Genomic DNA, 24,205 nt, shown 5'->3' with positions numbered 1-24,205 from the left:
TCATATGAACTTTAGAACGCTATTTATTTTATTCTTTGCTTTTAGCCTAAATATTGGTTTTGCTCAATCTAACGACAATACCCAAGATGATACTGTTAAAAAGGAAAGAAAGAGAAAAAAGAAGAAAAAGTTCAAATTATCTAAAATTGATTTAGCACATTGGAAAGTAACAACGCCTGCGGGAAATGGAAAAAAACCGCAGGAAGTTGAACCACCAGCAATACTTGATTACGCAACCAATAAAGATTTAATGCCATATATGTACAACGATTCTGTACGTGGTGCCATAGTTTTTTATGCATATCCAAGTAAAGCTACCACGGCAAATACCAAATATTCGCGATCGGAATTACGAGAGCAAATGAAGCCTGGTGAAAACAATGTCAATTGGACATTTAAGCAAGGTGGAATCATGAAAGGTAAATTGGCAATTGATGAGGTTTCTCGTGATAAAGATGGTAAGCATCACAGAATAATTATCATGCAAATTCATGGTCGTTTAACCAATAAACAGCGTGATCTTATTGGACAAAAAGATAACAATGCGCCACCAATGTTGAAAATATATTGGAAAGAAGGCAAAATTCGTGTCAAAACTAAAGTCTTAAAAAACTTAAATGCCACAGAAACCGAAATGCTTCATGAAGATGCTTGGGGAGATGATGAAGGATTTACATTCAAACAAGAAGTAGGTTTTAAAAAATTTAGACTCGAAGTGCGCGTTAGTGAAGGAAAAATGACAATAGTTCTAAACAAGAACGAATTCAAAACGTATGAGAACATTCACATGAAAAAATGGGGAATCTTTGAAAACTATTTCAAAGCAGGAAACTATTTTCAATCACGTGATGAAGGTTCATTTGCAAAAGTTCGGTATTACAATTTAGAAGTAACACATTAATATTTAATAAGTTAATTAATTTGAATAGATGCTTTTTGTTGAGTTTTACTGGTCTAATTTAGATCAGTAAGGTTCAATAATTTTTTTTCGAGTTTTAAGAGTGCATTCATCTATAATACTATAAATTTGATATACATAATTTGGTAAACCAATTAGAGAATTCAACGTATGAAATTAGATATACTTGCAAAGACAGAAACATTCGACCTTCAAAAAATGATTATTTCTAAAATAAGAGATTTAATCAATGCAAAAAACTTAGAACCTGGCGACAAACTTCCATCGGAACGTATGTTATCTGAAAAGTTTGAGGTCACGCGAAGTAATGTTAGAGAAGCTATTCAAAAACTTGAATTTTATGGATTACTAAAATCAATTCCGCAAAGTGGAACATTTGTAGCAAATATTGGAGTAACCGCATTAAATGGTATGATTGAAGACATTCTTCGATTAGAACAACCAAGTTTCAAATCGTTAGTAGAAACTAGAATATTACTAGAACTCAAAACAGCTCGATTAGCAGCATTGAGAAGAACAGATGAAGATCTTGTAAAAATGAAAGAAGCTTTAGATGCGTATTCTGAAAAAGTAAACAATGGCGAAGATGCTGTTCAAGAAGATTTACTATTTCACTTAGCCATTGCAAAAGCTTCTGGTAATAGTACGATGAACACATTCATGCTTATCATTACACCAGAAATCATTACAAACTTTGAAAAATATCATGTGTGTGATAAAAGTTTAGCGGAATTAGGAATTGTAGAACATCAAAGTATTTTTGATGCAATAAAAAAGCAAGATCCGCAATTAGCAAAACAAAAAATGAAAGAACATTTTAAAATATTATACCAATACTGTTATAATACTTAAATGAAAACAAAATATCCAATTTTGAAGATGCACGGCTTCAACATTGCAATACAAAATATACGAAGGGAAGTAATTTTATAGATAGAAACGTAACACACATTTCTTCAACATACAAATTACACACAAAATACACAGGAGCGAATTTGCTCAAAAATCATCGTACAATGCTTGTTCTCACAAGGATCTGTATCACTGATGCACAAAAATTATGAAATTAAAAGGATTAAGATGGTGGGTTATAGGGCTAATAGCTTTAGCAACTGTTATTAACTATATCGATAGGCAAGCTTTGGTAGTTTTATGGCCAAGTATTGCAGAAGATTTATATCCAGATAAATCTACAACGGAAAGAAAAGAAATTTATGCGCTAATTTCGGTAGTCTTTATGTTTTCATATGCATTTGGACAATCTATTTTTGGAAAAATATTCGATAAGGTTGGAACAAGAATAGGTTTTGTTTTATCCATTGGGTTTTGGTCAATATCTACCGCACTTCATGCCTTAGCTAATGGTGTATTAAGCTTTGCTTTCTTTAGATCAATACTAGGAATATCTGAGGCAGGAAACTGGCCAGGAGCAGCAAAAGGAAATGCAGAATGGTTTCCTTCAAACGAAAGAGCTTTTGCACAAGGATTGTTCAACTCTGGTGCCGCAATAGGAGGTATTATAGCGATACCAACCATTGCTTTTTTAACCGTTTATTTTAGTTGGCAAATGATATTTGTCATCGTAGGTCTCATTGGTTTACTCTGGTTAATTCCTTGGTTAATATTAGTAAAAGCACCGCCAAAAGATCATCCTTGGTTAACAGCAGCTGAAAAAGCACATATTCTTGGTGGTCAAAAATTAAAAGAAGAGGTAGTAGATACTAAAAAATTAGAAGAATACAATCCTTCTGCTGGAGAATTACTTTCACGCAAACAAAGTTGGGGAGTTATTATTGCTTCTGCAGCAATAGATCCAATATGGTGGTTATTCGTATTTTGGATTCCAATATACTTATCAGAAGTATATGGTATGGACGTAAAAGCAATTGGTATTTACGGTTGGGTTCCTTATGTTGGAGCTATGTTAGGTGCTTGGTTTGGAGGTTTATATGCTCAAAACAGACTAAAAGCTGGATGGAATGTCAATAAAACTCGTAAAGTAGTGATAACGCTTGGGTGTGTTATTATGCTTCCAGCTTTATTAGCCTTGTCAAGCCCAGGTTCACCTATTGCGGCAGTATTAATAATGGCTGTCGTTCTATTTGGTTTTCAAACAGCCATTGGAAATGTACAAACATTACCAAGTGATTTATATGGAAAGAAAACAGTAGGTACGCTTTCTGGTTTTGCAGGTACAGCAGCAAAATTATCTGGTGCAGGTTTAGTAGCTTTAGTACCAATGTTAACAGTTGGCGGTAATTATGCACCTGCTTTTATAATTGGAGCAGTATTAGCATTTATAGTAATAGCGAGCGTTTGGATTTTGATTCCTAAAATTGAACCTTTAAAATCAAAAAATTAAGTAAAATATCTATTGAAAATAAAAATCAAAAAAAATTAATATGAGCAATAAAGGAAAAATAGCTGTAGTTACAGGAGCTACAGGAGGAATTGGATTTGAAGTAGCAAAAAGATTAGGGAATGACGGATATACAGTAGTTTTAAACGGTATTGACGACAAAGCAGGAGCAGAACGAGTTAAAGAACTTACTGACGCAGGAATCACTGCTGAATATCTAGGATTCGATGTTACAAAAGAAGATGCAGTAACCACAAACATTAAGAAAATTGGTGACAAATACGGTAAAATAGATGTGCTAGTAAACAATGCTGGAGGTTTAGGTGGAAGATCTCGATTTGAAGAAATGACTACTGAATTTTACAGAGGTGTAATGGCACTCAACTTGGATTCTGTATTCTTTGCTTCAAGAGCAGCAATTCCATACCTTAAAAAAGGAGAACATCCTTCAATCATAAACTATACATCAAATGCAGGATGGACTGCTGGTGGACCAGGAGCAGGAATTTACGGAACATCAAAAGCGGGTGTGCATGCAATAACGAGAGCCTTAGCAAAAGATTTAGCTGAATACGGTATTCGAGTAAATGCAGTATCTCCAGGAACAATTGATACGCCATTTCATGCACAAATTAAGGCAACGAAGCCAGAAGTTTTTGCTTCGTGGGCAAACAATATTATGTTAGGTAGATTAGGTCAGCCAGAAGATGTAGCCGGCGTTATCTCTTTCTTAGCAAGTAAAGATGCATCATTCATCACGGCGGAAACGATCCAAATTGGTGGCGGACAAGCATTAGGAATATAAAGTATTACTAAGAGTTTAGTATTTATTATGAAATAAGCGTTATTGTTTTTTAAACAGTAACGCTTACTTTTTTTTAGAAGAGTCGTTAAAGGAATTATGGTAACTCTCAGGTTTTTCAATTTCTACGGTTTCAAAAGCGGGAATAACAAATTTGATATCAGTTTAAGTACGCGAAAAGAAATTCAGAAAATTGCATTGAAACATGAGCATGTTCCTAACAATTATGCAGTTTCATTGTTTAAAAAACGAAACTTTTGGTAGCGCAAATCAGTTACCAATTCAGTGCATTCAAATTTCAGACGAACTTCAAGATGAAGCACTTAAAAAGGAATGTATTTTTGGTTTTAGTAAATTACTAAATCGAATTAAATAGTTGATCTAAATTTTTTTGAGTTTATTTAAAATATCAACATACAAAAGAGGTTGTCTGAAAAGTCGTCATTGCGAATGAAATGAAGCAATCTGTCAAATTTAAGTTATTGATTTACAGATTACTTCGAAATGAAAAATTTCTCGTAATGACGTTGTTTAAGCCTTTTCAGACTGCTTCTTTTGCTTTTATGTCATAAGATGAATCAGTGATTTTTTTAGTCAATTAAATCTTCCTTTTCTTCTTTGTTTATAATACTTTTTTGGTTTATCAGTTGTTGTTCTTCCAACACAGCAATGGTCAATTTTATATAATCATCTACAGATTCATTAATTGATTTCGGATCTACAATATCGATATATCCTTTCCAAATTAATTCTCTATCTTTCGTTGGACAAATGCAATACATGGAAGTTTCTGAATGATAAATAGTGTATTCATCATAATATTCAGGATTGTAAAAAATATCTTGATGCATTAAATAGTCGTCTGTAAATGTTTGATGCGTTTCATTATATCCTTGATACTTTTCTTTAAATGCAATTTTATCTTCTACACCAATAATTTTTGTCAATAATACCGTATCAAAACCATCTTCAATGAGTTTGTTTTCAAGTGTTTTCAACTCTTCTTCGGTCATTTTTTCGGTTCTAAAAGAAGGATCAAATAGTGACAAACTAACAACAGCTTCAGCGCCGCGCAATTCAAATTCAGCCTTGAGCTGATTTTCATATTTTTTTCGAGCTTCTATATTTGATGTCAAACCAACAATCAATACTTTTTGTGGTTCATATCGATCAATATCAGGATTTTTCCAATTGTCTATTAATTGCGTAGTTGTGCAACTTGCGAATAATAAGAAAGCGGTTAATGCTAAAAAAAGTGAACGTTTCATAAATATGTTTTTTAATGATTCTTATCTAATAAATAGCGTTGTTTTTGTTCCTTTTTAATACCTTTTATAATATCAAATAGTTGCGCTTTTAGCATGCGATAATCTTCTAAGAATTGATGTATTTCAATAGTTAATTTTCGATGTGTTTCTTTGTAAGTTTCTTCTTCTTTTAACTCATCTATTTCATCAACCATAATTTTAAGTTGCTGTTCATGAGCTGTTACAGAAGCCAACAACAAGTCATTTTGCTTTTCCGACCTGTTAATTGCGTCTACAATTTCTTTATCACTCGCAAAGTATTTTAATTCTAAAAGTTCCATTGTGAATGATGTAATCAAATGCTCAAAAAAGAGGTGTTCATCTTTTGTGAAATTCAATTCAGAAAGCCAGTTTACTGAGTCTGCATGCATTTCCTCTGCGCTTAGCCATTTAATATATTTTACAAGCGATTGTGTAGTTTTCATAAGATATTTATTTGATACTATAAAACTACGAATGAAACGACCGTTTTGAAATGATATATATCAGTTCGCATTTTTTATTTTTGAAGTTTTTGATGAAGAATAAAGACACTGAATCAAACCATAACTTTCTCAACATCAATCAATTTTGGAATACTGACATTCCAATTATATACATCTTTTATTTTTACTCTGAATGCATCTAAAGCAGTTGGTTCACCGTGAATTAAGAATACTTTTTCAGGTATATTTTTAATGTTTCGCATCCAGTCTAGTAAATCTTTTTGATCCGCATGCGCTGATAAACTATCTATGTTTTTAATGGTTGCTTTTACAGGATAATACTTCCCGAAAAAACGAATTTCATGCGCGCCTTCTTGCAATTGTCTGCCACGAGTTCCTTCTGCCTGATAACCAACTAATAAAACGGTGGTTGAAGGTTCGTCTATGAGTTGTTGTAAATACGTAAGCACTCTTCCGCCAGTCACCATTCCGCTACCAGCGATAATAATTTTAGACCTTTTATCATCAATAGTTTCCCAAGTTTCTCGGTACGATGCTACAATATTCATATGATTGCACATCGCATTGTATTCGTCTATTGGCAATTTATGCCACTTAGGAAAACGTCTGAAAACTTCTAATACATTTGCGCCCATCGGACTGTCTACAAATATGGGAATGTTTGGAATTTTGTTCTTTTTATAAAGTTTCCACAGAATGTACATCAGTGTTTGCAAACGTTCCACAGCAAAACTTGGAATGATTAAATTTCCTTTTTTGTGAATAGTTTCTTTGATAATTGCTGTCAAAATTTCTTCAACATCTTCTTCCGGATGCAGTTTATTTCCATACGTACTTTCTATAAATAAATAATCTGCCCATTCGGGTGTTTTCGGATCATTTAGCAAAAAATCATTTTGGCGTCCAATATCTCCCGAAAATACAAACCGTTTTGCATTGATGTCCAATTCTATGAATGTAGCTCCAATAATATGTCCGTTGTATTGAAATCGATAGGAAATATGTTCCGATAATTTAATCCACGTATCTTCCATCTCAACTTGAAATTGTTTGATGGTTTCTTCCGCATCTTCAATCGTATAAAAAGGCAACGCAGGCTCATGTTTTGTATACTTTTCTTTGTTCGCTCTTTTTGCATCTTCTTCATGAATTTTACCACTATCTTTCAGAATAATTTCGGCAATAGCCAATGTCGGAGCCGTGCCAATAATTTTTCCTTTAAAACCTTGTTTTACAAGTCGTGGCAAATACCCAACATGATCTAAATGTCCATGTGTAAGCAATACAACGTCAATATTGGCAACTTCTACGGGAAGATCGCACCAATTGAGTTCTCGAAGTTCTTTGAGTCCTTGAAACATTCCACAATCAATTAAAATATGCTGTTCCGAAGTCTCAATCAGATACTTGGATCCAGTGACAACTCCAGCAGCGCCTAAAAAGTTAATCTTGACAAATTTTTCCATGTTATTGAGTGTTTAGGGTACATAATTGTGAAATTTCAGTTAGAATTTTTTCTTGTCGAATTTCAGAAACATTTAAGTGATCTAAAAAGAATTTATCTTGTAATAATTCCCTGCAAAGGACAATATCTCGACTTAATAAAAATTGTTTTTCTCTATTGGTTAGCAATGTAGATACTGTAATTGGATACAATCCTAATTGATCTATTCGGTCTTTTAAACCTTCATTTTTTGGATAATCCCAACTCAATAAATACAAGCCACAACAGTCTCCGTAGGTCAATGCATCTCCCGTAAACCGTGTATTGGTCACAACCCAACCTTCGGTGAGCGATGTTTTATTTTTAGGATTTGCATTCCAATGTTTCTTTACATCTTCATACCGAGAATTTATATACAGCGGAACTTTTACATTGCACGTAATGCCTGGTTCGCTATGAAATTTACATTCTATAATGGTCGTTTTATCATTTTTAGTTGCAATGACATCAATTTCGTGCGTGACACATTTTCCTTGTAGAATTTTCCCAACTTCCGTTGAATAACCAGCATATTTTAAGATTGCGCTCACAAAACGTTCAAACGGAAAACCTGTCGGGCCTAACTCATAAATAGCTTTTTTGAGCTTGTATTTGGAAGCTAAATAACTTTTTTTTCGTTTTAATAAAGCAAAAGCTCTGTTGTAGATTTCTTTAGTAGAAATTCCTTGATACAATTCGTCACGAACCTTATCAATAATGTGTTGAACTATAATGTCATCTGCGCCAGTTCTCTTCAAAGAAGAACGTAATTTGTCTATTGAGAATTTTACTTTTTCTCCAGATGCTTTCGTAATAATTAAATCGTTATTCATGATAGTTTACGTTAATTAATTACTATTTCTTGAATGATTTAGTTTGATGTAAAAAAGTCTTTCACCAAAGCTTTTACTTGATTTGAAGTCATACTATCTGCTTTTCGAATTCCTTTTATTTTCGTGCTTAAATCGCTATGATTATGTTGCAATTCTTTCCCCAATTTCTCATTCGTGCCAGCAGGACCAAAAATGACCAACGCTTCCGTATCTTTTATTTCTGAAATAATTTCTTTAAAATATTCTTTTAATTGATGCTTTTCACGTTCTAAATATTTACCGTCTTGAACTACATCTTGCGGACCGCCTTTTTGGCGTGATCCTGAACCTCCGTGCGGACGAAAATGTTCTATATTTGAAGTAATTGTGTTGAGTATTTCTTTCTCGTTTTGTAACGTTACAATAAGTGCTTTGTTCTTATCTAACCAAATTCCTGTCTTTTTCATATCTGTTTTTTTTTAGTTTCTTAAATCATGCAATACTAATATCGGCACTTTGGAAAACGTAATTTCTTTCACCATCGGATTTGTTAAAACACTTCCAAAAAAAGAATGCTTTTTATTAATAAATGTTACCATATCACTATTTCTACTTTCTATAAAAATGTTAACTGCGTCCGTTACAGAATGTGATGACAGACTGTGAAATGAATACGTGATTTCTGCAAAAATTTCTTCCAACATTTTCTGATTTTCTTTTTGTTCTTTATTCAATTCTTTATCAGAAACATGCAAAATAGCCACCGTAGCATTGCATTTTTTTGCGATATCAGTTACATACTGTAATTCGCGTCTTTTATAATGCGTTTTATAACTTGTGGGAAATACAATTTCTTTCGGAAGTGAATGTGTCGCATTTTCTGGAATCACAAGTACAGGACAATTGCGCACTTTTTCCATAGCATTTACAGCAACACTTCCAAAAACAGCATCATTGTTATTTGTTGCACCTTTTGTTCCCATAATTACAATCTCGATATCTTTTTTCTCAACGACATTTTTAATTGCTTTAATGACATCGTTAAAGTCAGAAATTGTTTTAAATTGATGATCTGAATTTTCATCATTGCTAAGTTTTAGCAGTTCCACTATATTGTTTAATTCTTTATCAGATTCAGATTTTGCAGTTTCATACGATTCGCTTCCTTCCACCATGTTAAACAAACTATCTACTACGTTTTTAGGCGGAGAGAATACATGTAATAGATAGAAATCGCAGGCGTCAGTTTCATACAATCGTGTTGCATATTTGACGGCGTGCCATGCGTTTTTTGAAAAATCAGTAGGTATTAATATCTTTCTTCTCATGATGTTTAATTTTTGTTTGTTTACATATTGAATATAAACCACTTCAACAGCAATTACTATGACAAATATCAGTCTACTCAGGAATCACCAGAAAAGGAATTGTTGGACGAAATCCTATTTTTTTGATGACCGGTTCTCGTGTGATTCTTTCCAAAAAACTGTGTGAATACTGAACCATTGCCAGCATATCTATTTCTAACTCTTCAATGAAATCGGTAATACTTGACGCTTTACTTGCATAAGCTGGAATCCAGTGAAAACTATGTTCATACTTGCTTAAATACTGCTTTAATGTTGTAAAATTATTTTCTTGATTTTCGTTTAATTTTTCTTCAACATTAATATGTACAACTCTAATTTTTGAATTATATAAACCTGCCATATTTTTTAGATACTGCAGTTCTTTTGCATCGCAATAGCGATTGAAATCGGTTGGGAACGCAATTTGTTTTGGCACTACAAATTCATAATTTTCAGGCACTAATAAAACTGGGCAATTTTTGATTTTTTTGACAATCTTTGTTGCATTGCTACCAAAGAAAATTTCTTTAGCGCCAGTAGCACCTTTTGTTCCCATCACAATACTATCTATTGCATGTTTTTCAATGGCAGTTTCGATAGCATCATCTAAATTTTTGATACTTAAAATAACTTCAAACGTGTGATTTTTAGTTGCGTCTGCATGCTCTAATTTCGCTTTTAATGCTACTAAATCTTTTTTAGCATCTTCACGCATTGTGGATAATAATTTATTAGAGAAACTGGAAATTCTTGAAGCTTCTAATTTTATAGAATTTAATAGGTAAAATGTACACTCTACATTGGCGTACAACTTTAAAGCATACACAATTGCGCTCCAAGCATTGTCTGAAAAATCGGTTGGTAAAAGTATTTTTGTCATAATATGTATCTTAAAAATTTATATCAATTTAGTATAGAAATAGATCGCTCACAATGATATACATCAGTTATATTTTTGATGGAATTACTAAAAATGGAATATTCAAATGCGCACCTATTTTTTTAATATTTGAGCCAAAGAATAAGTTTTCAAAAAATGAATGTTTATTATTCAGCATTGTCAATAAATTTATGCGAGATTTTAATTGAAACTCCGCAATAGAATCTACAATGTTTTCATTGTGTACCATGTGAAATAAGTGTGCGGTATCTTTAAAATAAGTTGCCAGTTTTTGTCTATTCTTTTCTTGTGTATCTGTTAATTTTTTTGAATAAGATACGTGCAAAATATTAACTCTTGAATGATATAATTTGGCAATTTTTTTGACGAATTGCACATGCTTTTCTTGAAAATTAACTTCGTAATCTGATGGAAATAAGATTTCGTGTGGTTCTTCAAATGAAAAATTATTTGGAATAGCCAATAAAGGACATTTTGCATTTTTGAGTACATGGATTGTATTAGAACCAAATAAAACTTCTTTCAAGCCAGAAGCACCTTGCGTTCCCATTACAATCATATCCATTACATTTCCTTCGTATAAATCGTCAATTTCTGTACTCAGCATATTGAAAGATGATATTTGAGAGAATGTATGTTTGGAGTTTTTGAATTCGGATTCAATCTTTTTACGAATCGTATCCAATCCAGTATTTGAAGCTTCTTTCATCGCGTCTAACAATCCAAATTGAGCGGAAGCTACTTCCATATATTCTACACTAGCAATTGCAGGTGTAAAGGTGTTTAGTAAAATAAAATCACAGGTTTGGTCTTTAAATAACTGAACGGCATATTTGATTGCATTCAATGAATTATCTGAAAAATCGGTTGGCAAAAGTATTTTTTTCATTGCTGTTAATTTTGAGGTTATTAATCAATCACGTTCTACATTTTGGAGCGTTAAAAAAGGAATATCTATATATAAACTCATTTGTTGTATGGTAGATTGAAGCAACATATTTTCCAAAAAAGAGCGTTCCGTATTGACCATAATTAACATATCAATCGCATTTTTTTTGATGTACGTATAAATTGCATTGTTAATATTTGCATCGTTTACCGTATGAAAATTGCTATTTACTTTTTGCAATTCGCCTTTTAAAAAGGTTTGGTTATCTTCCTGTCGTACAGATAGTTTACCGCTTTTTGAAATGTATAATAGTGTAATTTCAGTACAATGTTTTGAAGCCATTTCACAAACTAGTTTGAGTTCTCTACGTTTATACGGAATCATATAATTTGTCGGAAACAATATATGTTTTGGTTCTTTATACGTATAATTTTCAGGAATTGCCAACACAGGCGATTGCACATACGTAAGCACTTTTAACGTGTTGCTTCCAAAAGCCAATTCTGTATCATTCGTATGTCCACGCGTTCCCATTACAATGATGTCAATACTTTCTTTTTCTACAATTTTATCAGCTTCAGCAACCAGCAAATTATTTGCAGAAATTACAGCATATCTATGTCTTGGATTTGGCGAAATCTCACGGAGTTTTTTAAGGATTGCGTCCAACGCTAGTTGAGATTTTTCACTTATAATTTTGGTGATTTTGTCTAAACCTTCTTTTTTTAACAATGTTGTATTTGCATGAATTTCATCTTGATATGCATGCATGATAAAAAACTCACTTTTGTCATATTTGAACAACTCCAAAGCATATTTCAATGCATTCATTGCATTTGCTGAAAAATCGGTAGGAATTAATATTTTTCTCATCGCAGTATCTTTTAATTGATGTACGAAAGGTACAATCAGGATTAAAAAAAAACTATGATATATATCAGATGGAAAACTGTAAGTGAACTTGTAATTGAATATTTTGAATTCAATAATGTGAGTTCGATATAAAATTTCAGAGTATTTTTTGTCTTTTCCGCAGTATAGCAGGGATTTTTCGTTAAGAATTTTCGAATCCTTGGAAATCGAAGATTCATGAACTCCTTAATTTAAAATAGAAAGCCGTGAACTAAAAAATTTAGAAAAATTCATGCGGTTTTAGTTTTTCCCTAAAAGAAAAACTAAAAATACCTCTGGAAATCGAAGATTCATGAGTTCCAAAATATAAAATAGAAATCACACGAACTAAAAGCGCACTTTCTTTTGTTGAAGCCTGTGCTGAACTTGATTCAGTATTCTTTGTGCGAGCAAAGAAAACGAAAATAATAAAATGAAAATCAACTACTTAGCACTTATTTTAAAAATATATTCAAAATTCTATTCTCGATACAAATTTTACTCATTTTCAATCGTAAAATTGACTCGAATTGACGAATTTTATCAAAATGCACAACAGGTTTATAATTTACTTGTTTAGTTGTAGGCATTACTCATGCAAAACCAAGAACGGAATATGTGTGTGATAACTAATTTTTTCTACTTTAGAATGAAATAGTATTTGTTGAAAGTAATTCAGATTCTTAGCCACCATAACTATCAAATCAATATTTCTACTTTCGGTAAAACATTGCACAGCGTCTTCTACATTCGTATTTGTTAAAAAGTGAAAATGATGTTGGTAACTATCAAAAAAATCTTCTAAGAAGTCTTTACTTGCTTTCTGATTTGCGTTAAGTTGTTCGTTATTTTTCGTAATATGTGTGATGTGTAATGAAGCTTTTGTAGTAGCTAAAATTTCTAAAATAGGAGCTAAGGTTTGTATGGCGTACGACATTATAAAATCTGTTGGAAACGCAACTTCGTGTATCTTTTTGTAACGCGCATTCTCAGGAATAACCAATGTTTTACATTTCACTTTCGTAATTACATCACCTGTATTACTGCCAACAATATGTTTTTTTATGCCAGAAGCACCTTTTGTGCCCATAATAATCATGTCAATTTTCTTTTCCTTGACTTGTTTTCGAATCGATTCAACAAAAAAATCAGTATCGACAAGCGTATAAAAATGATGCTTTTCATTGGGTTTACATACTTCTGAAATACGCTTTAAAACACGTTTCAATTCTTTCTTTGCAGGCTTTAGATACACATTTTCAATAGTATCTAAATTTGGTGTATACTGAATTTCTTCTTCAAGAAGATTGCTAATTTTACTCACATACAATACATAAAAGTTACAGTTATAGTCTTTCAAAAATTGAAGTCCATATGCAATAGCATTCCATGAATTTTCAGAAAAGTCTGTTGGTATTAATATATTTTTCATGCTAGATCACACTTTGATAGCAAATCTATATGGAAGAACTATAATAACATATGATATTAGTCATATTTGACTTTCGCTCACGTGCTTTGTATGATTTATGTAATGGTCAATCAACTAATTTAGTATACAGATGCGGACTTTGCAAAGCCAACAATTACGCATAGTGTTACAAACATGTTGCCTACGGATAAGTAATTGTTTTGATATAATAATATGTACCAGCCTTGTACATAAAAAACAATACATAGCTTTTTTTAGTTTCAGAATTTTCAACTTTATGAGGAACCCAAGCTGTTACAGATATATTGTGAATTGTGATATCAGCGTTTTCGATATCTAAATTCATTTCTTGTCCGCCATAGCTTAGTTCATTATAAAAAATATCTTTATATGTTGGACGAACTATAACGTTTCCTTTGTTTCTTCTACTTTGATGAATATTTATTATAGAAAATCCTTGACCTACAATTGTATTTAGTGCTTCCGTATCAGCTTTAGCAACTGCTTCTTGGTATTCATAAAGCGTCCTTTTTATTTCGATAACTTCTGGATCTTCAACTTTTAACTTTTCTTGAGTATCTACTGTTTTTTGAACATTTTTATCAACTGTTTTACAGGAAATTATAAAAGTCCCGATTATTAATACTATAAGTATTCGCATCATAGATGATATTTTAGATTAATGTATTTTAGTTTGGAATAAAATTTTTATCAACAGAAAATCAACAAATATGTTGTAGTTTTTCAAGATCAATAATTTTAATATTTCGACCTTCAATCTCAATCAATCCTTGCTTTTTGAAACTTGACATCGTTCGGATGAGCGTTTCAGTGGCAATACCAGCAACACTCGCCAAATCGCTCCGAGAAATCCGAATTGGCTCCTTGGGTTTCTGATTCAGTTTTTCAGCAAATTTAAGAATGGTCATAGCAGTTTTTTTAGATACAGAACTGTATGCCATTTGCAATAATTGATCTTTAACTGTGGAAAGATCATCGGTTAAAAGCTGAATAAGTTCTAAGGTAACTTTATGATTTTTATTCAGCACATTTTTCAATTCATTTTTAGACAAACCAACAACATTCACAGCTTTAATAGCGGTTGCAGTTTCTTGGTAAGCGATGTTTTGTGTAAAAGAAGTATATCCGAAAAGATCATCTTCTTTATGTAAAGCAGTCGTTAATTCTTTGCCTTTTTCATCCAATTTATGACACTTTACAACACCTTTTAAAATAAGGTAAATAAAGTTAGAATTTTGTCTTTCCTTATAAATGATTTCATCTTTTTTATACTTGAAAATCGTTCCGTTATCATCAAAAAAATTCTTCAAATCATTTAAGGTTCTTAGCTCATCAGAACCTTCATTTTGGTTGCTGTTTAGATACTTTTCACGATCTTCCTTTAAAATCAACGCTTTCGCAATGCGACTTTCAATAGCGCTTATAAGTTCGTCTTCCGTAAATGGTTTTGTAATATAATCATCGGCACCTAAATCCATTCCTTTCCGAACGTCTTGTCGCTCCGTTTTTGCAGATAAAAAGATAAAAGGAATATGTCGCGTAACTTCATCTTGCGACAATTTTTCGAGTACGCCATAACCGTCCAATTCGGGCATCATAATATCACAGACAATAATATCGGGCACAAAACTTTTCAGTTTATCAATCCCGATTTTTCCATTCTGTGCGGTCGTTACTTCATACTCAGAAAGTTCTAACAATTCAGCGGTGTTTTCTCTTAAAACAACATCATCTTCTATAAGTAATACTTTTTTCATACTATTGATGTATTTGGAATTGTAAGTATAAAAATACTTCCTTCATTTTCTATACTTTCAAATGCAATAGAACCGTTTAAGTTTTCCAAATGATCTTTCACAATGTTCAACCCAATTCCTGTTCCTTGCGTAAGCAACGCGTTTTCTGCTCTAAAATACCGATTGAATATATTTTTCTGATCATCTTCGGGAATTCCAAATCCATTATCTTTCACGGTAAAAGTGGTGATGTATTCATCTTGCGAGATATTAATATCGATAATCGTATTTTCCGAAGAATATTTAATAGCATTATGAACTACATTTGACAATGCCAATTCTATAATTTTTTCATCCTGATACAAAGAAAAACTATCAATATTTTCAGGATAATTAATATGTTGTCCATCTTTCAATAGCATATTTGCGTTGTACACAACTTCATTTACAACTTTACTAACTTTGAAACTTGAAAACTTATAATTGATCTTTCCGTTTTGTAACTTTTCTATCGATAAAAAATCATTCAAAATATTATTCAAATAATGAACTTTATCCGTAATTGTCTTAATATGCTTGTCGCGCTTCTCTTGTTGCTCGGTGAGTTTATATTTACTCAATAAAATGGAGGAAGTCAAAATTCCGCTCAAAGGCGTTTTAAACTCATGAGAAACCAATGATAAAAATTTAGTTTTCAACTCGTTTAACTCTTGCTCTTTTTTCAGTGCAGATTTTGCATCTTCTTCAGCTTCAACACGTTTGGCGTTCTCAACTTCTAGCTTTTGTATGGTTTCACTTAACTCTTGAGTTCTCCGCAATACTTTCTCTTCTAATTCTCTATTAAGCTTCCGTATTTTTTGTTCATGTGCTTTTCGAACAGAAATATCAATAACCAATGCCATGACATAATTGTTACCATACACAGAAAACGGATTCAAACCTGCTTCCATTGGAAATGTACTACCATCTTTTCGAACCCCAAAAATATCGCGTCCTTGTCCCATTTGACGACGCTCTTTGTGTTTCATAAAGCCTTTAAAATGAGCATCATGTCCAGAATGATAATTTTGTGGAATTAAAATAGTAAGCGGTTGTTTTAAAAGTGCTCCTTCAGGATAGCCAAACATTTTTTCAGTTGCACTATTTGCTTCCACAATATTCTGATCTTCATCAACGACGATAACTCCTTCAGAAACAGCTCCTAAAAGGATGTTAAATATATCTTTATCTTGTTGAAACATGGAAGTTGGTTAAGTTTATTTGGTGTAAATTTATCAAGCATAAAACTACGAAAAAAATAAGCATTAAACGGATTACTGATTTATATCATAGATAAAAAACTACAAACATTTTAGATTTGTTACTTATACAGATACTTATGGATTCTAAGCAACATTTGGCGATTTCGTTTTATCAACATCTTGGAAAGCTATTTTATGCAATTGCTTTGGCAGATAAAAAAATAAAAAAGGTAGAATTTGAAGTGATGAAAAAGCATATTTCTTTGTTGAATATGGAAGAAAATTTAATCGCAATAGATATCAAAATTAATATTGAACATCAAATAACGTCAACGTTTAATATGCTTTATTTTGAAGAAACAGACGCACAAACATGTTTTAACGATTTTGTTACTTTTAAAAGAACGTACGAATCTTTATTCACAGCATCATTGAAAAACACTATTCTAAAAATCGCAGGTAAAATCGCGTCAGGTTTCTCCAACATCAATAAATCTGAATTGATGATGCTTGCAAAACTAAGTATCGAATTAAAAAAATAATTTGATATCTTCGCACAATTATGTCAAATAAATCAGAAGAAAATCACACACATCATTTAATTTTAGGTAAAAATACAGAGTTGTATTTCTCCATATTATGTGGTGTTTTTTTAGTATCGGGATATTTAATTGAAAAATTAACAGCTACAGCAAGCGTTATTCCGCTAATCCTTTATATTATTTCATACGGTTTTGGAGGATATTTCATTAGCATTGAGGCTTTTAAAAAAGTAAGCAAAGGCGAATTTGAAATAGATTTCTTAATGATCGCCGCTGCAATTGGAGCCGCATATATTGGAAGTTGGGCAGAAGGATGTTTGCTATTATTCCTGTTTAGTTTAGGACATGCTTTGGAACATTATGCAATGGACAAAGCCAAAAAATCAATTGAAGCCTTAGGAAACTTATCGCCAAAAACTGCACTAATAAAAAGAAACGGAAAATTTGAAGAAATTCCTATTATAGATTTAAAAATAAACGATGTAATTGTTGTAAAACCAAATACTAAAATTGCTGCCGATGGTGTTGTAATTAAAGGAAATAGTACGATCAATCAAGCACCAATCACAGGAGAAAGTATTCCAGTTGATAAAACGAGTATTTCCACGATGGAGAATCTACTTGAATTTCATGAAATTGATAAAAAACATACGGTATTTGCTGGAACTATAAATGGCGATAATAGTATAGAGGTATTAGTCTTGAAACTCAGTAAAGATTCTACAGTTGCCCGATTGATCAAAATGGTAAGTGAAGTAGAAACGCAAAAATCGCCAACGCAAAGACTCACCAAAAAGTTTGAAAAATGGTATGTTCCGATCGTTTTAATAGTTGTTGTTTTATTGTGTTTTGCATATGTTATTATTGATGAAAGTTTCAATGAAAGTTTATACAGAGCAATTACAGTATTAGTCGCTGCAAGTCCATGTGCTTTGGCAATTTCGACACCAAGCGCGGTATTAAGCGGAATAGCACGAGCAGCACAAAAAGGAGTATTAATAAAAGGTGGAAAAGCGTTAGAAGATTTAGGCGCAATTACAACCATAGCGTTTGACAAAACAGGAACGCTTACCGAAGGAAAACCAACATTGACAAACATCATTCCTGTTGAAAATTTTGACGAAGCTACATTTTTACAATTAGTGCTTGAAGTTGAAAGCTTGAGCAATCATCCGCTTGCTAAAGCCATCGCGTCAGCTATAAAAAAACAATACAACATTGAAGCTAAGAATGAAGCTTCTGGTGTAAAAGCAATTCAAGGAAAAGGAATTACAGCCTTTTATAACGAAAAGAAAGTTTTTATCGGAAATGTAAAACTCATGAAAGATGAAGGAATTCATATTGATGAAATTATTATCTCCAAAATGGAAAACCTGTTACAAAATGGAGAAACGGTAATGTTAGTTGCCTATGTAGATAAAATTATAGGTTTTATAAGCGTAATGGATGTTCCTCGAAAAACGGCAAAAGATACCTTAAAACGCTTGCGCGAAATTGGCATCAAACACATGATTATGCTTACTGGCGATCATCAAAATGTGGGTGACGCGATTGCAAAGCAAATAGGACTCACAGAAGCCAAAGGAAACCTATTGCCCGAAGATAAAGTGACCGAAGTAAAAGCATTATTACTGCGTGATAAAAAAATTGCAATGGTTGGCGATGGCGTTAACGATGCGCCAGCAATGGCTTTAAGCACGGTAAGTGTAGCAATGGGCGCAGCAGGAAGCGATGTTGCTTTAGAAGTTGCCGATGTTGCATTGATGTCTGACAAACTTGAAAATCTACCGTTTGTTTTTGGACTTAGTAAAGCATCGAAGCGAATTATAAAACAAAATATTTTTATCAGCTTGGGAATGGTTTTCTTATTAGTTCCGATTACAATTTTAGGACTTACCAATATCGGATTTGCCGTGGCACTTCACGAAGGATCAACAATTGTTGTAGTTCTAAACGCATTGCGATTACTTCGGTATGATATGGAGTAGAGTTAGAATGATTAAATATAATCATTAGTGTTCGATTAATAATATTCAAAATGCCTCAACGTCAATTTACAATTGAAGTTTGAGTGTTTATTTAATACTCAAATTATCAGATAGTTAGAATTAAGTCTTGTTTCTTGATTCTAAAAGCGTAGCGATCTTATATCTAATAGAACTGACAAAAATCATAGTTTCAAAGTCTAGTTATAAATAATTTAGCTTAAACTTATAAACTCATACTATGATTAAGACACTCAACGAAACAGAAAGTTATAAGCTTCTAGAAATGAATTATATTGGGCATTTGGCTTACATATACAAAAACCGACCATTTATTGCGCCAATTACGTATTACTTTGACAAACAGCGAAATATAATTATTGGTTATTCTGCCGAAGGTCACAAAATAACTGCCATGCGCAAAATGAATGAAGTGGCGTTGGAAGTTGCCAAAATTAATTCTGTAAATGATTGGAACACAATTCTAGTTCATGGAACGTATCAAGAACTTCAAGGAAGCGAAGCCAAAGCGTATCTTCACGATTTTTCATTAGGTGTGAAAGATTTAATCATTACTAAAGAACATAAAAAGTTAGACTTCATCAATCAATTTTCAAGTAAAATAGCGAAAGATGATGTTCCAATAGTATTTTTAATCAAAATAGAAGAAATTACAGGAAGAATGCGCAGCAATTAATTCCTAAAATTACATTTCAAAAACGTGATTGATAAAGTTTTCGTATCTTTGTCGCAATTATGAAACAACTATTCCATAAAATAATGTCAATTTCAATGGCTTTTGTAGTGTTATTCGCTACAATGTCGTTTGTTGTTAACATGCATTATTGTGGAGATGTTTTAGTAGATACTGCAATATTTCAGAATGTGAAAACTTGCGGAATGGAAATGCAAAATCCATCAACAGAAGGATGTAGCATGACTCAAAAAGATTGCTGTAATGATGAGCAAATAGTAAAAGATGCTCAAAATGAATTGCAACTTTCCGTAGACAAAATTTCTTTTGATCAACACATATTTATAACTTCATTCGTATATTCTTATATCAATCTTTTTGAAAGTTTAAACGAAAACACAACTTCTTACCAACAATACAAACCGCCAGTCGTCGTCAGGCAAATCTACAAGATTGACGAGATGTATTTAATTTGATTTTTAAAACAATAGAACCAATTTCCTATGGATATTTTCCACTAGGATAATTTTCTGTATTCAGTATTTTCATAACACGAATGTCTAATTGTTTTAAATATTCAACGCTAATGCTAAATAAAAGCATCAAATTTTTAATAGAAAATAAACTCGTAGCAGTCTTAATACTTGTCTTTTTTGTAGGATGGGGAATTACAAACGCACCTTTTAATTGGAACACGGGATTTTTACCAAGCAATCCTGTTGCCGTAGATGCAATTCCTGATATTGGAGAAAATCAACAAATCATATTCACAAAATGGGATGGACGTTCTCCGCAAGATATTGAAGACCAAATTACGTATCCTTTAACGACTTCTTTACTTGGAATTCCGGGCGTAAAAACGATTCGTAGTTCATCTATGTTTGGGTTTTCAAGCATCTATATCATATTTGAAGAAGACATAGAATTTTACTGGAGTAGAAGTAGAATTCTCGAAAAACTAAACTCATTGCCAAGTGGTTTACTTCCAGAAGATGTAAACCCAACATTAGGACCAGATGCTACAGGATTAGGACAAATATTTTGGTACACGTTGGAAGGTCGAGATGAAAACGGAAACGTTACTGGCGGTTGGGATTTACAGGAATTACGGAGTATTCAAGACTATTACGTAAAATATGCGTTATCATCTGCAAGTGGCGTTTCGGAAGTTGCTTCCATTGGTGGATATGTTCAGGAATATCAAGTTGATGTCAATCCAGAATTAATGCGACAATACAATATTGGTTTAGACCAAGTTGTAAAAGCAGTAAAGGAAAGCAATAAAGATATTGGCGCACAAACATTGGAAATCAATCAAGCGGAATATTTAGTGCGTGGTTTGGGATATGTAAAATCGATTACTGACATTGAAAATGCAGTCGTTACTTCCGAAGATTTCACAGCAATCAAAATCAAAGATATAGGAAAAGTTTCGTTAGGTCCAGCAACACGCAGAGGCATATTAGACAAAGAAGGCGCAGAAGTAGTTGGCGCAGTTGTAGTGGCAAGATATGGCGCAAATCCGATGGAAGTCATCAACAATGTAAAAGAAAAAATTAGTGAATTAAGCCCAGGATTGCCTTCCAAAGTTTTATCCGACGGACGAACTTCACAAGTAACCATTGTTCCTTTTTACGACAGAACAGAACTCATAGAAGAAACATTAAGCACACTAAATGAAGCATTAACACTTGAGATTTTAATAACTATTCTCGTAATTATTCTCATGGTATTTAATCTTCGAGCTTCGTTATTAATCTCAGGATTATTGCCAGTTGCCGTATTAATGGTATTTGTCGCAATGAAACTCTTTGGCGTAGATGCAAACATTGTCGCTTTATCAGGAATTGCAATTGCAATTGGAACAATGGTCGATGTTGGCGTCATACTTTCGGAAAATATTATTCGACATTTGGATGAGGAAGTTGAAAGTGAAAAGCTTTCTTTAAGTGAAAAGTTAAAAGTTAAAAGTGAAAAGTTAGTTGAAAGTGAGAAACTATCAATTAACCAGATTGTTTACAACGCTACGGCAGAAGTTTCAGGTGCAATTGTAACCGCAGTAATGACAACGATTATTAGTTTTATTCCCGTTTTTACGATGATTGGTGCCGAAGGAAAACTATTTAGACCATTAGCTTTTACAAAAACCTTTGCATTAACGGCTTCTTTAATTGTTGCGTTGTTTCTAATTCCGCCATTTGCAGCGTATTTATTTAGAAAGAATAATATTAAGAAATCATTCAGATATTTAATTAACATCTTATTAATCTTAATCGGAATTACGGCAATAATCTACGGTTTTTGGTTAGGATTCATTGTGATTGCTTTTGGAATAGTATCAATAGTAAGTATGTATCTTGAGAAATCGGAGGTTCACTTTTCACTTTTCACTTTTCATTTTTCACTTTCTAGAAACCTCATCAATATTATCATTTCAGCACTTGCAATTATATTTCTATTGGCTGAATATTGGCGTCCGCTAGGAGTTGACAAAAGCATCTTTCTGAACCTCATTTTTGTAAGTATCATCTGTTTTGGATTGTTAGGAACATTTTCAATCTTCAAAATATATTATACAAAAATTTTAAAATGGGCTTTGGCAAATAGATTACTATTCTTAACAATACCTGTAACGCTATTAGTTTGCGGTTTTCTGATCTTCAAAAACACAGGTAAAGAATTTATGCCATCGCTAAATGAAGGTTCGTTCTTATTAATGCCAACCTCAATGCCACATTCGGGCGTGGAAGAAAACAAGCGTGTTTTACAGCAATTAGATATGGCAGTTGCCAGTATTCCAGAAATTGAAACAGTAGTTGGGAAAGCTGGACGAACGGAATCTGCGCTAGATCCTGCGCCATTATCTATGTACGAAAACATGATTCAGTACAAACCTGAATATATGCTGAACGAACATGGAAAACGACAACGCTACAAAGTAAATGAAGATGGCGCATATGTGTTAAAAAACGGAACGTCATTGCGAGCGAAACAGCGTGAAGCGTGGCAATCTGTCAATGCAAAACAACAATTAATTGAAGATAATGATGGAGAATTCTACCGCAATTGGCGACCAGAAATACAATCACCAAACGACATTTGGAATGAAATTGTAAAAGTCACCAAATTACCAGGAGTGACTTCTGCACCAAAATTACAACCTATAGAAACCCGATTGGTAATGCTTCAAACTGGAATGCGCGCGCCCATGGGAATCAAAGTAAAAGGACAAGATTTAAAGCAAATAGAAGCGTTTGGAGTTCAATTAGAAACTATTTTAAAAGAAGCTGAAGGTGTGAAACAAGAAGCTGTTTTTGCAGATCGTATTGTTGGAAAACCCTATTTGTTAATTGATATTGACAGAGAAAAAATTGCACGTTATGGAATCTCAATAGAAGACGTTCAAAATGTTTTAAAAGTTGCCGTTGGCGGAATGGTATTAACAAAAACTGTGGAAGGTAGAGAACGCTATGGAATTCGTGTTCGGTATCCAAGAGAATTACGCGCAAATCCAGCCGATTTGAAACAAATATACATTCCTGTTTCTAAAGGAAATCCTGTTCCGCTGAGTGAGCTCGCAACTATTAAGTATGAACAAGGACCACAAGTTATTAAAAGTGAAGACACGTTTTTAGTCGGTTATGTATTATTCGATAAACTAGATGGATTCGCAGAAGTAACTGTCGTTGAAAATGCACAAGCACTTATTCAACAGAAAATAAAATCGGGCGAATTAATTGTCCCAAAAGGCATCAATTACAAATTTACGGGAACGTATGAAAATCAATTGCGAGCTGAAAAAACACTTTCTATCATTGTGCCTTTGGCGTTGTTTTTCATCTTTTTAATTCTGTATTTTCAATTTCGTTCGGTTGCAACAACCTTAATGGTTTTCTCAGGAATTACGGTGGCTTTTGCTGGCGGATTTGTCATGATTTGGTTATACGGACAAGATTGGTTTTTGAATTTCAATTTCTTTGGAGAAAATATGCGCGACCTATTCAACATAAAAACGGTCAATTTAAGTGTCGCCGTTTGGGTAGGTTTTATTGCGCTGTTTGGTATTGCAACAGATGACGGCGTTGTAATGGCAACATACTTAACGCAAACTTTTGACAAAAACGATCCGACAGATATAGCTGAAATTCGGAAATCAACGTTAGAAGCGGCTTCAAAACGAATCAGACCTTGTTTGATGACAACAGTGACAACAATCCTAGCATTATTGCCAGTATTGACTTCCACAGGAAAAGGAAGCGATATTATGATTCCGATGTCCATTCCAATATTTGGAGGAATGATTATAGATATTACTTCTTATTTTATTGTTCCAGTGTTGTATAGTTGGAGGAAAGAGTTTAAAGTTAGAAGGGTTAAGTTAAAAGTGAAAAACTAA

Annotated in this window: 22 protein-coding genes; 9 read left to right on the top strand and 13 right to left on the bottom strand. The window is 32.8% G+C overall.

From position 1 onward, the window contains the following. Positions 1-4: 4 nt before the first annotated feature. From IMCC3317_RS04875 to IMCC3317_RS04860, 4 genes are all read left to right on the top strand, one after another. Complete coding sequence (locus tag IMCC3317_RS04875; protein WP_160128388.1) at positions 5-901, top strand: polysaccharide lyase family 7 protein; 897 nt, start codon at positions 5-7, stop codon at positions 899-901. Positions 902-1,069: 168 nt separating this feature from the next. After that, a complete protein-coding gene (locus tag IMCC3317_RS04870) occupies positions 1,070-1,771 on the top strand; it encodes a FadR/GntR family transcriptional regulator (protein ID WP_160128387.1) in 702 nt (233 codons plus the stop codon). A 208-nt stretch (positions 1,772-1,979) separates the two neighbouring features. Beyond that, complete coding sequence (locus IMCC3317_RS04865) at positions 1,980-3,281, top strand: MFS transporter (protein ID WP_160128386.1); 1,302 nt, start codon at positions 1,980-1,982, stop codon at positions 3,279-3,281. Positions 3,282-3,321: 40 nt separating this feature from the next. Further along, the gene (locus IMCC3317_RS04860) at positions 3,322-4,083 is read left to right on the top strand and encodes an SDR family NAD(P)-dependent oxidoreductase (protein ID WP_160128385.1); all 762 of its coding nucleotides are present in this window, start codon (positions 3,322-3,324) and stop codon (positions 4,081-4,083) included. A 587-nt stretch (positions 4,084-4,670) separates the two neighbouring features. Here IMCC3317_RS04860 and IMCC3317_RS04855 read toward each other — a convergent pair. The 13 genes from IMCC3317_RS04855 to IMCC3317_RS04795 form a co-directional block, all read right to left on the bottom strand. Next, positions 4,671-5,348 carry a hypothetical protein gene (locus IMCC3317_RS04855; RefSeq protein ID WP_160128384.1) on the bottom strand — a complete coding sequence of 226 codons (678 nt, stop codon included), beginning with the start codon at positions 5,346-5,348 and terminating at the stop codon, positions 4,671-4,673. An 11-nt stretch (positions 5,349-5,359) separates the two neighbouring features. Beyond that, positions 5,360-5,812, bottom strand: coding sequence for a hypothetical protein (locus IMCC3317_RS04850; protein WP_160128383.1), 453 nt, complete (start codon positions 5,810-5,812; stop codon positions 5,360-5,362). A gap of 113 nt (positions 5,813-5,925) precedes the next feature. Further along, positions 5,926-7,299 (bottom strand): MBL fold metallo-hydrolase RNA specificity domain-containing protein, encoded by a 1,374-nt coding sequence (locus IMCC3317_RS04845; protein ID WP_160128382.1) that lies wholly within the window; start codon positions 7,297-7,299, stop codon positions 5,926-5,928. 1 nt (position 7,300) lies between these two features. Then, positions 7,301-8,149 carry an ATP cone domain-containing protein gene (locus IMCC3317_RS04840; RefSeq protein ID WP_160128381.1) on the bottom strand — a complete coding sequence of 283 codons (849 nt, stop codon included), beginning with the start codon at positions 8,147-8,149 and terminating at the stop codon, positions 7,301-7,303. Between the two features lie 38 nt (positions 8,150-8,187). Continuing rightward, positions 8,188-8,595, bottom strand: a complete 408-nt coding sequence (locus IMCC3317_RS04835) for a hypothetical protein (RefSeq protein WP_160128380.1) — start codon at positions 8,593-8,595, stop codon at positions 8,188-8,190. Positions 8,596-8,607: 12 nt separating this feature from the next. Next, positions 8,608-9,456, bottom strand: a complete 849-nt coding sequence (locus tag IMCC3317_RS04830) for a universal stress protein (RefSeq protein ID WP_160128379.1) — start codon at positions 9,454-9,456, stop codon at positions 8,608-8,610. A 73-nt stretch (positions 9,457-9,529) separates the two neighbouring features. Continuing rightward, entirely contained in the window at positions 9,530-10,357 is an 828-nt protein-coding gene (locus IMCC3317_RS04825; RefSeq protein WP_160128378.1) for a universal stress protein, read from the bottom strand. Positions 10,358-10,424: 67 nt separating this feature from the next. Beyond that, positions 10,425-11,267 carry a universal stress protein gene (locus IMCC3317_RS04820; protein ID WP_160128377.1) on the bottom strand — a complete coding sequence of 281 codons (843 nt, stop codon included), beginning with the start codon at positions 11,265-11,267 and terminating at the stop codon, positions 10,425-10,427. 24 nt (positions 11,268-11,291) lie between these two features. Further along, positions 11,292-12,140 carry a universal stress protein gene (locus IMCC3317_RS04815; protein WP_160128376.1) on the bottom strand — a complete coding sequence of 283 codons (849 nt, stop codon included), beginning with the start codon at positions 12,138-12,140 and terminating at the stop codon, positions 11,292-11,294. Positions 12,141-12,747: 607 nt separating this feature from the next. Further along, complete coding sequence (locus tag IMCC3317_RS04810) at positions 12,748-13,590, bottom strand: universal stress protein (protein ID WP_160128375.1); 843 nt, start codon at positions 13,588-13,590, stop codon at positions 12,748-12,750. Positions 13,591-13,771: 181 nt separating this feature from the next. Beyond that, positions 13,772-14,254: a hypothetical protein gene (locus tag IMCC3317_RS04805; protein WP_160128374.1), complete on the bottom strand. Its 483-nt coding sequence runs from the start codon at positions 14,252-14,254 to the stop codon at positions 13,772-13,774. Between the two features lie 58 nt (positions 14,255-14,312). Continuing rightward, entirely contained in the window at positions 14,313-15,368 is a 1,056-nt protein-coding gene (locus tag IMCC3317_RS04800; protein WP_160128373.1) for a response regulator, read from the bottom strand. Beyond that, positions 15,365-16,588, bottom strand: coding sequence for a PAS domain-containing sensor histidine kinase (locus IMCC3317_RS04795; protein WP_160128372.1), 1,224 nt, complete (start codon positions 16,586-16,588; stop codon positions 15,365-15,367). The genes IMCC3317_RS04800 and IMCC3317_RS04795 overlap by 4 nt, the downstream gene beginning before the upstream one ends. Before the next feature lie 137 nt (positions 16,589-16,725). On the opposite strand from IMCC3317_RS04795, the gene IMCC3317_RS04790 reads away from it, so the two are divergent. From IMCC3317_RS04790 to IMCC3317_RS04770, 5 genes are all read left to right on the top strand, one after another. Next, positions 16,726-17,130, top strand: coding sequence for a hypothetical protein (locus IMCC3317_RS04790; protein ID WP_160128371.1), 405 nt, complete (start codon positions 16,726-16,728; stop codon positions 17,128-17,130). 20 nt (positions 17,131-17,150) lie between these two features. After that, complete coding sequence (locus IMCC3317_RS04785) at positions 17,151-19,118, top strand: heavy metal translocating P-type ATPase (protein ID WP_160128370.1); 1,968 nt, start codon at positions 17,151-17,153, stop codon at positions 19,116-19,118. Between the two features lie 238 nt (positions 19,119-19,356). Continuing rightward, positions 19,357-19,812: a pyridoxamine 5'-phosphate oxidase family protein gene (locus IMCC3317_RS04780; RefSeq protein WP_160128369.1), complete on the top strand. Its 456-nt coding sequence runs from the start codon at positions 19,357-19,359 to the stop codon at positions 19,810-19,812. Between the two features lie 59 nt (positions 19,813-19,871). After that, positions 19,872-20,285 carry an HYC_CC_PP family protein gene (locus IMCC3317_RS04775; protein WP_160128368.1) on the top strand — a complete coding sequence of 138 codons (414 nt, stop codon included), beginning with the start codon at positions 19,872-19,874 and terminating at the stop codon, positions 20,283-20,285. A gap of 110 nt (positions 20,286-20,395) precedes the next feature. Next, the gene (locus tag IMCC3317_RS04770) at positions 20,396-24,205 is read left to right on the top strand and encodes an efflux RND transporter permease subunit (RefSeq protein ID WP_160128367.1); all 3,810 of its coding nucleotides are present in this window, start codon (positions 20,396-20,398) and stop codon (positions 24,203-24,205) included.

This window comes from Kordia antarctica, from assembly GCF_009901525.1.
GTDB classification, from domain to species: domain Bacteria; phylum Bacteroidota; class Bacteroidia; order Flavobacteriales; family Flavobacteriaceae; genus Kordia; species Kordia antarctica.
The sequence above is the reverse complement of the archived record's forward strand: the minus strand, read 5'-3'. Positions and strand labels throughout refer to the sequence as shown.